The organism is Legionella cincinnatiensis (assembly GCF_900452415.1).
GTDB classification, from domain to species: domain Bacteria; phylum Pseudomonadota; class Gammaproteobacteria; order Legionellales; family Legionellaceae; genus Legionella; species Legionella cincinnatiensis.
In genome coordinates, this window is record NZ_UGNX01000001.1 from 3948324 (window position 1) to 3965006 (window position 16683).

A 16683-nucleotide genomic window follows, 5' to 3' on the forward strand; every position below is an offset into this window, starting at 1 on the left:
GGCTAAGCGAGCACAATGCTCTGATAGAAATGGATTTTCGCTGTCGCGAAAATGACATAACCTTTATGTGCTCCTCAGCCCGAACGTGCCAGGATATAACTCATCTTATTATATTCCGAACTCACCTACCTGAATTTTTTAAAATACAGGTAAGCTCTATTAGTAATTTGTGCCCGGACTCGAATTAGTTTTTAAAATAGGAGTAGTTCCTGGGTTAGAATTAGCTCCCGGGGCAGGATTAGTCCCTGGAGTAGGATTAGTCCCTGGAGTAGGATTAGTCCCTGGAGTAGGATTAGTCCCTGGAGTAGGATTAGTCCCTGGAGCAGGATTAGTCCCTGGAGTAGGATTAGTTCCCGGGGTAGAATTAGTTCCTGGGCTAGGAGTGGCACCTGGATTCGGATTAATACCTGGACCTGGATTAACTCCTGGGGAAGGATTAGCATCCATATTGGAATTAGTTCCTGGGCTGGGAGTAGTATTCATATTAGCATTGCTATTTGTTGAGTTAGTGCTATTACCTAGGTCATCTCCAGCTGCATGGACATAATAAAAAACACTCATTCCCATTAAAAGCAAAAAGATTTTTTTCATTGTTATCTCCTTATAACTCTTGTTTTTTCCTCTATCTAAATCAAGTTTAGATAATTTTTCAAAAGACATTAAATTGTATAGGCTTTTTACAGTCATTCTCTCTTCTGCCGATTAGATCTAATTTAAAGTAGCTCCAATTGGCCTATGAATATCAATTACAAACTTGCAGCAAGAGAGGGAAGCATTTCTCTTATATTTTTTTAAACGCAAAGTCTACGTTATTATCCTCGCGCGACATGTATTTCATTTGATGTTGTAAACAAAAATCACCGGCCTTTCTGATTACAGCTTCGCCATTTTCAATACTCACTCCTGGGATAGTTTGTAGTTTTGTAAGCAATGTTTTTAAGTTGAAGTTATCTTGAGGTGTGCCATATAAATGTCCTGTCCAAATGGCCAAATCATGAAACGGATAATAATACCAAATGAAGGGGCAACCTAAAAATGAAATTTGCGGAAAATAAACTTCTTCAACAATTCGCTGAGGTGAAGTATTTTCCGCAGATTTCTTATAATTTGGAACATTGCCTTCAGTCTTTATAGGAGAATTTAGTGATTCTTCTTTTGGAGAAAAAAATAGAGTTGAGAATCGTTTCATTTGGCTTCCTTCTTCAATACCAAAAATATCAAAAAATAACGTATTCAAATAATAAAATAAAAGTATTACTTTAGAGAGTGGGAACCAATTGTCAATAGAACTTAATGATATCCTCTAAAGGGAAATAATATAGTCTATACTTTTAATGACAGTTAAGAAGATAAGCTTTGCTCATTGCCAGATAATAAGTTTTGTCTCGCAATTTATAGTTAGAGAAAAAATTGCGGTTGCGGCCGAATTTTTTATTTTTTTCGTTTTTTACCAGGCAGATTTGACTTAACTGTCATTAATATAACTTATATTGTGACCTATGTTATGAACAATGAGCCTCTCATAACCGAATTACAAGACAAGACTCGTTGCATTCAAAGAATTTCAAAATTATATAATAAATTACTAAGAAGCAATCGAATCTTTGAACAAGATCAAGCAGGAATTAATATTTCCGATATCTATGCGGATAAAAAAAATATTACAAAAATCCTTATAAGAGAATTGCTCAATGGTTGTTATCAACCCATGCAGTATGATGAAAGAAAAGTGTATATCAACTCTAAGACGCGCCTTATTGCAAATTACTCCTTTATTGATCGGCTCCTGCTGGGTATTTTATATGATTTATTTAGAGAAAGAACGCTGCATTTGATATCTCCATCCGTGTACTCTTATATTTCTGGACGTTCAGCCAAGCAAGCAATCCAGTCGTTTTGTGCTTATCTGAAACAAGTTCGGACACCCAATAAACAAATTAATGTCTATGTATTAAGAGCAGATATAACAAATTATGGAGGAAGCATACCCGCAGATACCCATGCAATTTTTTGGAATTATTTCTATGATATATTAAAAGAAATTAAAGATTTAAAACAACGTCATTGCTTACGTATAGCCATTGAAGAGGCTTTAAGACCGATTTTACATACCGAAGATAATTTACCTTATCAAAAAATAGTAGGTATTCCAGTTGGCTCACCTTTAGCAACGTTAATTTATAATCTGTACTTATCTGAACTTGATGACGCTTTGGCAAATATTCCCTACGGATTTTATGCACGTTATAGTGATGATTTTATATACGCCCATACCGATATTAATCAATTCAAAGAGGGTGAGGCTCGCATCACCGCCATTTTAGAAAAGTTAAGGTTGCAATGTAACCCAAGTAAAAATCAACGTTTTTATCTCACTCATGCAGGCAAATCATCCAATGATTCGGAAAGGTTTATAGGTTCAAATAGGATAGAGTTATGTGGCCTCATTATTTTTTCTGATGGCACCAAAACATTAAAACACCCCGTCATTCAAAAAATGCTAAGAGGAATAAAGCACAGACTCATTAATGCAACACCCATGCTGACCCAGCTTAACCTTGAGCAAAGAGGGCAAGCACTCTGCCAGATTGTGAATAACTTATTAAATGAAAAAAACCCATTCCAAGACCCTACAATTCGACGCATATTCAAAGAAATAACTAATAGAGGTTGTTTAAAACAAATAGATTATTCCATTGCTTTAATCATTGTTGAATTACTTACTGGTATAAAAGGAGTACGCGCATTTCGAAAAATTTCTTACGCAACGTTAAGAAATGAATGGCATTTAACCTCTTTATGTAGGGAAAAAAATTATTGGAATCAACATAAATTTTCTTTCCGAAAAAATGGAGTTTTTACCGATGATAAGGATAAACGATTTATCTGATTTCCAAATGCTATTTCAAAATATTAATTCCCAGGATTTGGAAATTCTTTTACATTTTGTAAAGCGCATTAAATTAAAAAAGAGTCAATATTTATTTTACGAAGACACCAAAGGAGATTCTGTTTATTTAATTAAATCTGGAAAGATTGGAATCGAGTCAAAAGGCCAACATTTGACTGACCTATTTAGTGGTGATTATTTAGGGGAAATGAGTATATTAGATAGGAGGCTGCGATCCTCTTCTGTATACGCAGCAACCCCTTCAGAATTGTATGCAATAAATATGGTGGATTTACAAGATAAATATCCGCATCTTTATGCTCAATTAATTGTCAATTTAAGTAAAGCACTACCTGATCGCCTGCGCGAGGCGAATAAATTGGCCACCAACACTTTAAAAAAAGAGATATCTCTGCTTAAAAATCAAGTGCAAACGGCACGGTTTATGACTTATTTATTAGTGATTCTTGCTCTCTTTATTATTTTAAAAGACATCACCTCATGGGCTCAATTCACCGAAACCCCGAATGTATTAAATATTAGAATTACCTTGGTATTAGCTTTTATCTTCTTTGTGGTCATGTGGAAAAATGGATACTCTCTTGCTGAAATGGGACTTACTTTGAAAAACAGCAAACAATCTGTCATTGAATCTTTGCTAGTAAGTTTTTTCGTTATCTTTTCTTTTTTATTGATTAAGTGGTTATTAATAACCACTACCCCTTACTTTAAAGAAACTTCTTTGCTGTGCTTTTGCCACAACATTTATGAATTACTCGAATTGAGTATTGGTTTTATTATTTTAGCGCCAATCCAAGAATTTATTGCCCGCGGCTGTCTACAAAGCTCTTTGATGCTTTACGTAAAAAAAGATCAATCTGTCTACGCAATATTAATGTCTAATCTTATTTTTTGTAGTTTTTATTCAAGTTTTGCGTTACATGCCTCAATCCTTCTTTTCATCTTAGGATTAGCATGGGGCTGGCTGTATTTACGATGTCAAACTCTTATTGGGGTATCATTATCTCATATATTGATAGGGATTTGTTTGACGGGTGTGATTGGTTTTCCAATACAACTGTTATAAAAGGAAGTTACCATGAATCAGTCGCAAACAATTCAAGAATGGGTCAACAAGCAAAAAAGAAGGAAAGCAAGTTTTGTTAGTTTTAATGAAGCATTATTTGGCAAAAATATTTTAGCTTATATTATTTTTCGTTTACGCTATTTTAGTATTAATGTCATTTTTACAATGGCAGTACATGTTCTTGAGTTTTATTTTTTAACCGTAATTTTTACAAGTACTCATCTTGAATATTTGATTTTATTACGTGCATCAATTTTTGTGATTAATGCGGGTTGGTGGGGGATGTTGGAAGTTATGCGTTCCCGTGTACGTCATCTGCACCGATCTCAACAAAATAGTCTACTTGCTCGTGAGCTAGGAAACTGGCAATTTCTTGCAATACTTCTTTCTAGTGGCTGCTTCATCACAAGTTTTATATTTGGGGGCCTTGCTTTTATTGAAATAGGATCCCAACATGTACTTGCAAATTGCTATATTGCCGCGGTTATTTTTCAGTTAGGAATACATATTTTTATTGAAGTTCGCCGTTCAGGCATTTATGCAAAATTTCGCGTTTTTCGTCCCCTGCTCTCCATTTTATTATTGCCCTTCGCAAGCATGGCATTTTTAGTAGTTTTTTGGTGGCTTGCAGGTGGATTTACTCTTGTATTAAATACTTTTTGCAGTGCAATTCTAGGCTCTGCTATAAGCCTTTATTACATTAAAAACTCATATACAATGCATCAATGGCCAAAGCCAATATGGCCAAAATTAAATGAATTCTGGCATTTTCTCTCCCAAATTTTTATTCCCGAATTTTTTTGGGCTGGTTTAGCAAGTATCTTGATAAGCCTGGAAGGTATGTTAATTTGGATTATGTATTACTACAGCCTCAATCATACTGCTTATAATGACTATTACAAACTATTCTATTTCATAGCCCCATTATTAAATGCCAGCTCTATTTGGGGAAGATTGTTTTATTTTGACATAAAAAAATGCAGCATTTCTTCATTAAACCGATTTATAAATAGTTTTAACACGCGCGTCTTGTATATAACACCATTAATTGGTTTTTTTTACTGGCTAATCACTGCATTATTTTATGTAGGATATTTTCAAGAAAATGCATTCAGTTTTAGTTTACTCCTACTGGTATTTTTTATCTTACGTTCTAGCATGGCTTATTTACAAATTAATGCCTTTAGCAATCGTTATTATCTAGACGTTGTTGTTAGTGGTTTGATTACCTTGATTTCTGTTTTTGGCTTTATCTCTATTGAGTCTTTATACCTACACGTACTCATTTTATTTATTGTTTTGTTTTTGGGTAATATTTATATTTATAGACCTCGTTTTATGCCATTAAAAAACTCGACTAAAATCCATTATTTTTCTTTTAGTGACTGGTTTAATGCACTTATCCATCATCAAAAACCTACAACAATCATTTCCTTTAAAGTTGATACCAAGATACGGTGGAAAAATAAAGCTCAATTGCAAAAAATACTATCCAACACCTTTCAATCACCTCACCTTTTTTGGATTAACAATCATAATTTACTTTTATTCTTCGCATCAAATGAGCTTAATTTAAAAAATACATTATCTCGGATTTCTATAGAAACCGCTGGTATTATTGAAAGTTACCGCTTATGTGTCGATGCAGTAAACGGCTTACAAGCATTACAAGATCTCCTCCAAGAAAATAGCTTGTTCTCCCTTGAAAAGATTAAACTATTGAATGAAAGTCATTTGGTTTTACCCAAAGAACATCAAGCAATTATTACAGAGTTTGCGCACCATTTTCCTTTGGGTATTTGTTATGAATTTACAGATAAAAAATTAGTGATTCATCATCCTGAAAAAATACCCGAAAATGGTGATTATTATCGCATATTAGTACGGCTCGTTAAAAAATCTCTTGCTTCACCTCTAGAAAAAAATGAAGGCATGAATTTTTCGGTTTCTGTATATTGTGATGTAAAAAATAATACGCTTATATTTATTATGCCTATTTCTTATGAAAATTATAAATTAGTAAATGCTTGGAATTTAGCCGTGTTTAAAGCAACACTAGAACAGTTTTCAGCTCGGGCATGAGTGCACTTGCTTGGAAGAAAACTAAAAGCATCAAGATACGCTACCAGAGATTGGAATGACGATGAAAACTTTAATTCGATTTATTTATGAAAGCTTACTACTCCTGTTACTAATTTCATGTGGCAACAATAATTCAAGCACCGTAACGGTACTCAATAATCCAGCGCTTCTAAGCACCGCCCGCTCCTTATCAACACAAGGAACATTGGATGTCACAAAAGAGGGATATGTTTATTTAAAAGTATCTAATGATTATTTAAATGTTTTATATCCTATTTTAATACAGCATGCTGAGGAAAAAGATGCTCCTTGTATTGTGCCCGCAAAAAGCCCTGTTGGAAGTCATATTACTGTATTTTATGCGGGGCAGCTAAGTCCGGAACAAATTAAATCATTACCCATTGGTAAGACGTTTAATTTTCAGATTAAAGAAATCGAAATAGTGAATAAAACGAAACATTGGCATCATCAGCCAGAAAAAGTAATTTGGTATGTGCTCTTAATTGACTCACCTGAATTGTCTTCTCGCCTCAAGCCATTAATAACGATAAGGCAATTCCGTTCCTTTCATATAAGCATAGCCCGTGAAAACTTTGACTCCAATGGTTTCTGTATAAAACATCATGCGCCTTATTAAATAAGGTACATGATAGTTTAATATAGGATTTTTTTATCACTAATTCATCTGTTGAGTCACTATACTGTCACTGCGCAAACAAGTGCATTAGCATAAGTGTCACCCGTAGTTAAGTTATTAAGAATTTGATCATTAGTGCTTTTTAAATGTCCTTGTCCTAGATAAAAGAAACGATAACCACATTCAACGGGTATTTGCCCCATAATATTGTTTAAACGAATCCCTGCTCCAACCGTAGCAGAAAAACTTGTCGTGGTGGCTCCTTTAAATGCATTATCAGGTACAGCAAAATCAACTAATGGTGTTTCACGATAACCAGAAGTCCACATAAAATTAGGTCCTATACCTGCATCCACAGTAAAGTTGTAAGCCGGGTTATTCGTATAAATAAGTGCCTTAGCGGCAGCATAAACAGGAACATTTTGGAGGTTATATTTATAAGAAAGATTGGTAAATAAATTTTCTTGAACAATATCACCTTTTACCTTAGTTTGACCTAAATAAAAAGCATCGACTCCATATGAAAGCTGAAACCAATTATAAGAAGGCCCATTAAAATAGAGCCCCAAACCTACAAGCCCACTAATTTGGGAATTATTATCCACAGTGTATTGGTTGCCTATCAAACCATCAATATTAATATGCTGATCTTTGCCCTGCGATGCACCAAAAAAACCACCTTGAATAGGAATAGACCAGATTTTGGAGGGTCCTGTATTCCCCATCGTCCCCGCGGAACAAACAACCGGCAATGTAAGTCCAGTAAAGAGTATTTTTTTAATAAATGAACACATAATTATCCTTAATTATCTGGTAAGTTACCTCATGAAATTTATTTACGCTATTATATTTTTATTCCAGCGTCAATTCTGCATGAGTTTACCTATACTCATAAATACAGGCTACACTTTTTTTATAGAGTCATAAATTAATGTGGGTTATTGATAAGAAAGCGAATCATTACCTCAGCCGAAGGGAGTCAGGTGTAGACTTTGGCTCTAATAAAGTCCTTATCCATCACTCACGTTCAATTAAGGATAAAAATGAGTAAAACATCCATTATGATTGGTGATGCAGAAATCAAACCCGGACAACGTAAAACAATTTTGTTGCCTATGCCAAAATTATATGACTGGACTCCTATCTGTCTACCCATACATGTGATCAATGGCCCAGAAGAAGGACCTACGCTCTGTGTTACTGCAGCTATTCATGGCGATGAGATCAATGGTGTTGAAATCATACGACGGCTCTTGAAAAAAAAGGGATTAAAACATATTAATGGAAGTGTTATTGCGATTCCTATTGTTAACGTCTATGGTTTTTTATATCAAGAACGTTACTTAATGGACAGAAGAGACTTAAATCGCTCGTTCCCTGGTAGCTCCAAGGGTTCACTTGCCTCACTGCTTGCAGAAATCATTAGCAAGCAAATTTTATCCCAATCGACACATGCAATTGACTTACATACTGGGTCAAACCATAGATTCAATTTACCGCAAATTCGCGCAAATCTTGATATGGAAGGAATTGAAGATTTGGCGCGCGCCTTTAATGTTCCCGTGATATTACATTCAACCTTTAGAGATGGTTCAATGAGGGAGTATGCAAATGAACAGGGAATTCATATTCTAGTCTATGAAGGAGGAGAATCGCTACGATTTGATGAGTTATCTATTAGAACAGGTATCAATGGAATTCTAAGTGTTATGGGTGCGCTTGGAATGATTAAGCCCAGTAAGTATGGAGTTAAAAAATGCACACCTACGGTTTCAAGAAACAGCTATTGGCTAAGAGCACCTATTAGTGGAATTTTGAGACACATCAAAAAATCTGGAAATAAAGTCACAAAAGGTCAAGTTATCGCCATTATAGCGAACCCTTCAAGCACAGAAGAATATAAATTAAAATCACCAATATCCGGCATTATCATTGGTGAAAGCAAACTTCCCCTTGTCCATTCAGGACAAGCATTATTTCATATTGCTAGTTTTGAAAAATTGGATGTAGTTGCAGAACAATTAGAGAATTTACAAGAAGCTTTTGATTTAAACGAGTATGAGGATTGACCCATAAAAGCATCCCTCTCATACTTTTTTATGTAGGAGAGCCATTTCTAATATAAATTATGCAGAGACATTGCTCTTTTTGATTTTACAATGCAATAATTTCCAATAGCCAAATAAATTAATCTTTTGAGAGTCCACAAGTTTTAATTGCTTGTAATCTAGGATTGAGTGGACGGAAAAATCGGACTTAAATCCAACGAGTTTATTGACACGAGCGAATTTTTTTTCAAAAAAACGCACCACTGGGTGTTCCGAAGCAAAATGATTTACAAAAAGAATTTCAGCTGTAGGCTTAGCAACACGAGCAAGTTCCTGTAAAAAGGCATTAACATCTGGAACAACCGAAGCAACATACATAGCAACGATAAAATCAAAACTATTATCAGGAAACTCTAAATGAGCCGCATCCATAACTTTTAATTGCACTCTATCTTCTAACTGATTTTTTTCAACTTGTTCTTGTGCTTTTTCCAGCATTTTTTCTGAGATATCTATTCCAGTAATCCGTAAATCTGAACGATAAAGAGGTAATGACAATCCTGTGCCAATGCCAATTTCAAGAATAGATGCATTTTGCTTTGCGACTTTATTGATAATGTTAGTGCATAATGAACGGCCAGGGCTGAAAATAGATCCAAATAAAAAATCGTAGAAAGAAGCATAGATATTATAAACTTTTCTTATTGAGGCCACGGACATAAGTCTACTCCATTCAATGACGCAAATTTGCTAATCCTAAATAATACTTAAATTGTTCTATCACACGCCATTTAATAACAAAAAATAATACAAAAGTACAGAACATTGACACTTCAGATTTCAAAGAATTTCTTTCTAATCATAATCCTTTATTTTAATTGACTTAGAATCAGTGAAGGTTGATTCTTCAAAATATAAATCCATGGAGTCATTTTAATTTTTTTAATTTCAATATATATTGATATTAAAAAATTAAATGTGTTCTGCATTTTCAACTATACTTACAGCTAATTACTAATTAAAAACTGATTGTTACGGGATATATTTTATGGATATAAGAAGAATTAATTTAAATTTATTAATTCATTTTGATACTTTGATGACCGAACTATCAGTTTCAAAGGCTGCTGAGAAAACGTTTTTAACACAAACAGCAATGAGTTATATTTTAAAAGAACTACGTGAATTATTTGATGATCCTTTATTTATAAGAAAAGCACATGGACTTCAACCTACCCAAAAAGCCTTGGATTTAGCACCAAAAATTAAAACATTTTTAGATAGCTCTAAAAATATTTTTCAAGAAACAACTTTTGATCCATTTACTGAAGAGTTATCGTTTAAAGCTATTTTATCAGTTCATGGAGAGTTTCTTATTTTATCAAAACTATGTGCTTATTTATCCCTTAATGCCCCCAATTTTACACTAAAAACAATTTCATTATCAGAATACGTGAATCTAGAACATCTATTAGCGACGGAAATTGATTTTGCAGTGGGGCCCGCCTTTCTTGAAACTGGAAATAACGCTAATGCTGAACTCTTATTTTTTGATGAAGTTGTATGTGTAATGGGCTCATCAAATCCACTTGTTCATCAGGAAATCACTACAGAAGATTTCTTCAACGCCGATCATGTTGAAATACAATTCAGTTATCTACGCAAAGACAACATGTTGTTCAAAATATTGGCGGGATTTGGTAAGAGAAAGACCAAAATAATTGTGCCAAACCTAATTAATGTCTGCGAAGTAATAAGTCAAACAAATTGTATTGCAATGATGCCACGTTCATTGGCTGTTTCATTAAAAAACAAGTATCAGTTTGAAATTAAACCTTTCCCCTTTCCTATAAAAGAATACCGAATTATGATCCATTACCATAAACGGCTAGAGAATGATAAGCGATTGCGATGGATTATCGACGCCATTAAAAACCATTGTTGCCAATAAGTTTCTCTTTTCACCGTAGGTTAACAGTTATGATTTTAATAAATTTTGTTCACAGTGCTATGCTTTAAGGTTTTAGTACAACAAGGAGATTCTTATGAAGATCATTGTCAGTGGAGGATCTGGCTTAGTTGGTCAAACATTGATACCCAAACTCCTTCAATGCGGACACAAAGTTTATGTGCTAGGACGAAATGAAAAAAAAGTAAGAGAAATATTCTCCAACACCGTTCATGCAATAACTTGGGATAGACTTGACACCTTAAATCCGGACGAGTTTGCGGTAATCATTAATTTAGCAGGAGAAGATATTACCGCTCATCGCTGGAATACACGAGTTAAAGAGCAACTGCTTTCCAGCCGTCTTAAAACAACAAATCAGCTCGTAGAATGGGGCATCTCTGCAAAGAATAAAAAACCACATTTATACAATGCAAGTGCCATTGGTATTTATGGGTTACAAAAAAAACAAGCACAAGACGATATCATATTTACCGAAACGTCCGAGCCTATTCATTTTCCTGAAAAGAGTTTTGCAACACAGCTGGTTACACAGTGGGAAGAAGCTGCAAAAAAAGGGTTTGCAATGGGTATGCCAGTTACCTTAATGCGTTTTGGCGTCGTCCTAAAACGTGGGGAAGGGATGTTAAAAAAATTGCAGTTTCCTACTCAGTATGGAATGGGTGCGGTGATCGGTACCGGAGAGCAACCCTTAGCCTGGATTGATAGCAACGATCTTGTTCATGCCATTTTATTTTTGCTAGAACATCCGGAGATTACAGGACCCATAAATTTAGTAGCGCCAGAATGCGTTTCACAAAAAAAATTTATTAAAACATTAGCTCAAGCTTTAAAAAAACCAATATTTCTACGATTACCTGCTTGGAGTATTCGATTTTTATTTGGCCAAATGGGCGAAGAGTTGCTATTATCAGGACAAACAGTAGCGCCTCAGCGTTTAGCTGAATATCAATTTAAATTCAAATACCCAACTTTATTAGCTGCTTTAACTAAGGAATTTGGAGGTTGAAAATCATTATGGCCCTTCGCTTATTGTCTTTAGATGAAGTCAAACAATGCATTACCATGGATCAAGCGATTGCCGCTATGGAAAACGCATTTGTTCAATTAGCCAAACAACAAGTTCAATTACCACTAAGAACTGGAATACCTATTAAGGAAGAGGATGCATTGACTTTAACAATGCCCGCTTATCTCGCCCAAGATAAAACCTTAGGATTAAAAATAGTCTCTATTTTCCCTAGAAATAATGCAAAAAACAAACCGTCCATTACCGGTTGTATTTTATTACTTGATGCCAATACAGGGGAGCCGCAAGCATTAATGGATGGAGGTTATCTAACAGCACTAAGAACTGGGGCTGTTTCAGGCTTAGCAAGTAACTATTTTGCTATAGATAATGCAACTCATGTTGCAATCATTGGTTCAGGAGTTCAAGCAGAAACGCAATTACAAGCAGTAGGTGCTGTACGTGATATTAAACAAGTCTCTGTATGGTCCAGAAATATAAAAAATGCCGAACAATTTGCTGAAAAATTTGCGGATCAATATACCATTAATGTACATGATCATATTCCAGCAGCAGTTAAAAATGCAGACATTATTTGTACTGCGACCGGAAGTACTGAGCCACTACTTCATTTTAAGGACGTGCAACCCCATGCACATATTAATGCTATAGGTTCTCATACAGCGCAGATGAAAGAAATCGGCAATGACTTGCTAGGCCATGCGATAGTGATTGTCGATCAATTGCATGCAGCATTAACTGAAGCAGGCGAAATTATAAGTGCACTACAACAAAATCATTTAAAGCAAGAGTCAATTATTGAAATAAGTGATTGGTTACTTCATAAAAATCAAGACTACAAAAATCAACTCACCGCCTTCAAATCAGTAGGGCTTTCCATACAAGATTTAAGTGTCGCTTCGGTAGTTTATCACAATGCAATTAATAAAAAGCTAGGTACATTATTTGCTCTCACTTGATACGCATGTATTTTTGCAAGTAATTAGGCAGGCAAAAAAATCATCACCGTCCTGCGGCTTAGCCCTAAGTGTTGCACACCAGCCGCAGAAAACGCCCCCATACAGTAACAAATTATTATTTATCTTATCGATTTTTCGGATATTCTCTTAGCTATCGTCCAGATTAATTTTGGAGATGCTTTAATTTGGTTTTAATTTCTTCTATTTATAACGACTTATTCATGCAGGTACCCTTCTAAGTGTTAAACTCCCCAATTTCACCCATAGCCTCACCAAAACGAAGTATACTTCCCGCTTTTAACTCTTTGTTCCAATGGACTTTACTCGCATCCGTAAACAACAGGACAACAGTGGAGCCTAACTTAAAGTAACCCATTTCATCACCTTGAGCCATTTTTTTATTAGCCTGCGGATATTCAAAATCAACGCGATTTTTACTTCGTTTAATATCTCCATGCCAACTTGTTCCTATCGCACCAACTATAGTCGCACCAACCATCACTATAGCCATAGGACCAACTGAGGTAGAGAAAAAGATGGCCAGACGCTCATTACGAGCAAATAACTTAGGCACCACTCGAACCGTTGACGGCTGCACTGAAAATAAGGCTCCAGGGATATAAGTCATCGAGGTAATTTCGGCATCTATAGGCATATGCACGCGATGATAATCTTTAGGCGATAAATACACTGTTGCAAAACGCCCATTAATAAATCGAGATGCTATTTCTTCATCACACGCAAGAAGCTCAGAAACAGTATAATAATGCCCTTTTGCCTGAATCAGCTTGTTTTCCTCTATTGAACCTATTTCACTGATACAACCATCTACTGGAGAAATGATGCCTGCATGTGCCAAAGGTCTGCACCCAGGTTTTAAACGACGGATAAAAAAATCGTTAAAACACCGATAAACCGTAGGATTTTCGATTAAAGCCTCGCTCATGTTCACTTGATATTCATGAATAAAGCGTTGAATGAGGTAATCCTTAACTTTGATATTTTTTACATCCGCTAAATAACCAGCAAGCAAGGTTAAACTATGTTTTGGAATGATATATTGCGACAATGTTTTTAATAAATCTAAAGACATGCAAAATTCTCACTGCTTATAAAAAGGAAATCATAACCTATACGCTTAAGAGTCACAAACGATGATTTGTGCACTCAAAAAGCGCAAACACCAAATACAACACTCTCTGTCGCATTATGCTCCTTTAAATATAGCCTATCTTTTCTAATGCGTTAAACTGTAAGTAATTTGGAGTTGACGATGTGACGCGGCAATGGTCTCACTATGATGTTTCAGATTAGCAAGATAAAACGCTTTATGTTTTTCCAAATTAAAATTTGCAACTAATTGATATTTTGGATCTTGCTGCATCGCCGGGAACTCTCCGCTGGCAAATTCCTTTTTAATTGTTTCCACTATTTTAGTAAATAAACACTCGTTTAATGTTGAAGAATCGAAGCCATTCATAAAAATCATAGCCAATGCTCTTGCATTACAATTCCCCTTAAGATAACCCTCAACCTCCGTGCGTCTTGAGGAGCCCCAATAACTACCCCATGTTTTTGATTCATATTGTTTTAATGAAGACTTAATGAGACTTTGAAATGATTTTTCCGTTAAACTATCCACCCAATTATAAACAGCCTTATAGACTAATGAAATCCCCATCTCACTAAAGGGATGAGTAAATCGTTTATCTTTCTTTGCAAAAAACACTACATCACGAGTAAAATCGGCTATACCCCGTTCAAAACTTTTATCTCTAATGGCAACATCAATACTGGGTATAGGATGTTCTTGCAGCATTAAAGGAGTAAGTCCCTCTATGATAAGCCTATTTAAAGCGCCATCTTGCTGAGATCCGGAGCTTAAAATATAAGCTAATCGATTATCACCACTCTCATTCACGCTCTCTTTTAAATATTCTTTCACTGGTTCTGTTCGTTGACGAAATGAAAAAGCAGACAATAAAGGAGCATATTTTTTATCGATAATCTCCATAACATATCGCTCTAACTCTTCTGACCTCAAACTTTTTGCCCAAATAAATAAAGAATCATGGTATTGTTTTTTCACATCATCATGAGTGAAAGGCAACACGTCTTTTTTAACAGAAAGTAACGCTTCTTCCATCAACTCATCTGTAGTGGTCAAGTGCAGCGGGAAATTAACCTGTTCAGCAATTAATTTAAGACTCGATGAAAGATTATGAAATTCAACAGCGCAAGGTGTTGTATTCGCTAAAGCTTTGCGAATATCTAAGTTGTATTTCTGATGCAGTAAAGTAAGTTTGGTTGAAAACTCTAGGTTATCTTCTTCAGTAAGGTCTTTACGTTCTTTGATATAATAGTCTTTCGTAATGGCACGAAACTCGTTAGTAAATGCAACTAACGCCAGTAAAGCATCGCGCAGATTACTGTCTTTATCGACGCTAATTTTTTCTTCAATGGTCTCAACAGTGAGCTCAGGCATATTCCCAAAAAGTTCCCATGCACTGGTTAAACTATCATCAGTAACCTTTTTGCTGATAATCTCAGAGATCTGAACATGGGGTGGATTAGTAGTCTTCTGGAGTAATGTATTGGTGAGTCGGTATGAACTATGAAGAAGTTCTTTTAACGTTGGAGCAAACGCATCACGCCAAACTTGATGATAACGTTTTTGTAACTCAGCGAGATCGTATTTAAATTCATCTTCTTTCGCGTAAGTTGTATTATTCTCATTGTTGACCCATTTTTCGATATTACGATAAAAAGAAGGTTTTTGGTAAAGAGCCAAACACGTTGGTGGCAAAGGGATACCATAACCATTATTAACACATCCCATGTAAAAGACGACCACTCGATATAAGTTATCATAATGTTCCTGATAGAGCTTCATCATAAAATCAACAAAGGGCTCTGCATTTGTCTTTTCATTGCAAAGATCAGGGTAGAGCTCTTCATATTTTGCACGCAGTTCTTTATTTGTTTCATCTAAAGAAGTGTAATTTAATGTTAAATCACCAAAAAGCTCCGTTAAGCGTTTACGTTGTACTTCAGGTTGATACGTTAATAATACTTTTAAAGCCGCTGCAAGTTTTTGTTCTTGCGCAACAGAATCTTGAGCCAAACGTGCAAATTGCACCGGATCCGCATAGGCTTTAGGTAATAATTTAGGTAGAACCTGTTCTTGCCCTGGCAAGAGTACAGGAATAGTTACTTTGCCTGGATGTGTGTATGGCGCCCAATGATAAGGCTTAGAATCTTGAACATTAGGAAATGCCTCGTAATCTGGCACTGAAAGAAAAACGTGCTTTTTAGGAATGCCTATGACTGATCTTGGTTCTTTCATATGAATAGTAAACCAATAAAAAAACATATCAAAATCGATATCGGCATCCAAACTTAAGTTATGCGGATGAGCATCATCATCATCAAGAAACCATCTCCCAAACAACAGCTCTATAAAGTTTTTTTCAACTAAAGTTTTCACACTTGGAGCAACTTGCTCTCTTAAAGTGCTATTCACGGGAATTCCATCTTCCGCATAATGAAAAGGTTTAAAATTATCAACACAAATGGACAAAGTCCCAATTAATCGATCTTCATCATCAAAAACTAATCGTTCTTCAGCCGATCTTTTTCCCTGAAATGATCTTTTGAATGAAGAAGTGGCTACACTTATTTTAGCTAATAGCTCTGGGTAATGTCTTTGAGGTTCAAGTTCTTTAAAAAAGGCTTTTTTAGTAATACCTTCTTCTTCAAACGAGACAGAATAAACTTTATGAGAGCCATCAGAAATAGGGGTTTTCGTGATGAATTGACTATGCCTCAGTGCTTTTTTTGGTATTGCCATTTTTTAATCCATTAATTCACAGTCGTCCATATAGAATAGTTCATATTAAGCAGAAATTTTTAAGAAGTTCAAGAATAATTTTCATACAAAGAACAACGAAACTAAACAGTGGATCAAAATTTAATCTTTTA

Annotated in this window: 14 protein-coding genes; 8 read left to right on the forward strand and 6 right to left on the reverse strand. The window is 35.2% G+C overall.

Annotated elements, in window-relative coordinates:
• Nucleotides 1-159 precede the first annotated feature (159 nt).
• Nucleotides 160-591 (reverse strand): hypothetical protein, encoded by a 432-nt coding sequence (locus tag DYH34_RS18215; protein WP_058464291.1) that lies wholly within the window; start codon nucleotides 589-591, stop codon nucleotides 160-162.
• 190 nt (nucleotides 592-781) lie between these two features.
• On the reverse strand, nucleotides 782-1189 hold the full coding sequence (locus DYH34_RS17240) for a hypothetical protein (protein ID WP_238589457.1): 408 nt from the start codon (nucleotides 1187-1189) through the stop codon (nucleotides 782-784).
• Nucleotides 1190-1504: 315 nt separating this feature from the next.
• Here DYH34_RS17240 and DYH34_RS17245 point away from each other — a divergent pair, with 315 nt between their 5' ends.
• The 4 genes from DYH34_RS17245 to DYH34_RS17260 all read left to right on the forward strand — a co-directional run bounded on the left by DYH34_RS17245 (nucleotide 1505) and on the right by DYH34_RS17260 (nucleotide 6696).
• Nucleotides 1505-2890, forward strand: a complete 1386-nt coding sequence (locus DYH34_RS17245) for a reverse transcriptase domain-containing protein (RefSeq protein ID WP_058464289.1) — start codon at nucleotides 1505-1507, stop codon at nucleotides 2888-2890.
• The gene (locus tag DYH34_RS17250; protein WP_058464288.1) at nucleotides 2865-3977 is read left to right on the forward strand and encodes a cyclic nucleotide-binding domain-containing protein; all 1113 of its coding nucleotides are present in this window, start codon (nucleotides 2865-2867) and stop codon (nucleotides 3975-3977) included. The genes DYH34_RS17245 and DYH34_RS17250 overlap by 26 nt, the downstream gene beginning before the upstream one ends.
• A gap of 12 nt (nucleotides 3978-3989) precedes the next feature.
• Nucleotides 3990-6059, forward strand: coding sequence for a hypothetical protein (locus tag DYH34_RS17255; protein WP_058464287.1), 2070 nt, complete (start codon nucleotides 3990-3992; stop codon nucleotides 6057-6059).
• Between the two features lie 61 nt (nucleotides 6060-6120).
• Complete coding sequence (locus DYH34_RS17260) at nucleotides 6121-6696, forward strand: hypothetical protein (RefSeq protein ID WP_058464286.1); 576 nt, start codon at nucleotides 6121-6123, stop codon at nucleotides 6694-6696.
• A gap of 59 nt (nucleotides 6697-6755) precedes the next feature.
• Here the strand turns inward: DYH34_RS17260 and DYH34_RS17265 are convergent, their stop codons facing one another.
• The gene (locus DYH34_RS17265) at nucleotides 6756-7490 is read right to left on the reverse strand and encodes a hypothetical protein (RefSeq protein WP_058464285.1); all 735 of its coding nucleotides are present in this window, start codon (nucleotides 7488-7490) and stop codon (nucleotides 6756-6758) included.
• Between the two features lie 249 nt (nucleotides 7491-7739).
• Here DYH34_RS17265 and DYH34_RS17270 point away from each other — a divergent pair, with 249 nt between their 5' ends.
• On the forward strand, nucleotides 7740-8765 hold the full coding sequence (locus DYH34_RS17270) for a succinylglutamate desuccinylase/aspartoacylase family protein (protein WP_058464284.1): 1026 nt from the start codon (nucleotides 7740-7742) through the stop codon (nucleotides 8763-8765).
• A gap of 57 nt (nucleotides 8766-8822) precedes the next feature.
• Here the strand turns inward: DYH34_RS17270 and pmtA are convergent, their stop codons facing one another.
• Nucleotides 8823-9464, reverse strand: coding sequence for a phospholipid N-methyltransferase PmtA (gene pmtA, locus DYH34_RS17275; RefSeq protein WP_058464283.1), 642 nt, complete (start codon nucleotides 9462-9464; stop codon nucleotides 8823-8825).
• Nucleotides 9465-9792: 328 nt separating this feature from the next.
• Between pmtA and DYH34_RS17280 the strand changes: the two genes are divergently transcribed.
• From DYH34_RS17280 to DYH34_RS17290, 3 genes are all read left to right on the forward strand, one after another.
• Complete coding sequence (locus tag DYH34_RS17280) at nucleotides 9793-10695, forward strand: LysR family transcriptional regulator (protein WP_058464282.1); 903 nt, start codon at nucleotides 9793-9795, stop codon at nucleotides 10693-10695.
• Between the two features lie 94 nt (nucleotides 10696-10789).
• A complete protein-coding gene (locus DYH34_RS17285; RefSeq protein WP_058464281.1) occupies nucleotides 10790-11722 on the forward strand; it encodes a TIGR01777 family oxidoreductase in 933 nt (310 codons plus the stop codon).
• An 8-nt stretch (nucleotides 11723-11730) separates the two neighbouring features.
• Nucleotides 11731-12702 carry an ornithine cyclodeaminase family protein gene (locus DYH34_RS17290; protein WP_058464349.1) on the forward strand — a complete coding sequence of 324 codons (972 nt, stop codon included), beginning with the start codon at nucleotides 11731-11733 and terminating at the stop codon, nucleotides 12700-12702.
• A 235-nt stretch (nucleotides 12703-12937) separates the two neighbouring features.
• On the opposite strand, the gene asd is transcribed toward DYH34_RS17290, so the two are convergent.
• Together asd and DYH34_RS17300 are read right to left on the reverse strand one after the other, a co-directional pair.
• Entirely contained in the window at nucleotides 12938-13795 is an 858-nt protein-coding gene (gene asd, locus DYH34_RS17295) for an archaetidylserine decarboxylase (protein ID WP_058464280.1), read from the reverse strand.
• A gap of 144 nt (nucleotides 13796-13939) precedes the next feature.
• Complete coding sequence (locus DYH34_RS17300) at nucleotides 13940-16552, reverse strand: hypothetical protein (protein ID WP_058464279.1); 2613 nt, start codon at nucleotides 16550-16552, stop codon at nucleotides 13940-13942.
• Between the last annotated feature and the right edge of the window lie 131 nt (nucleotides 16553-16683).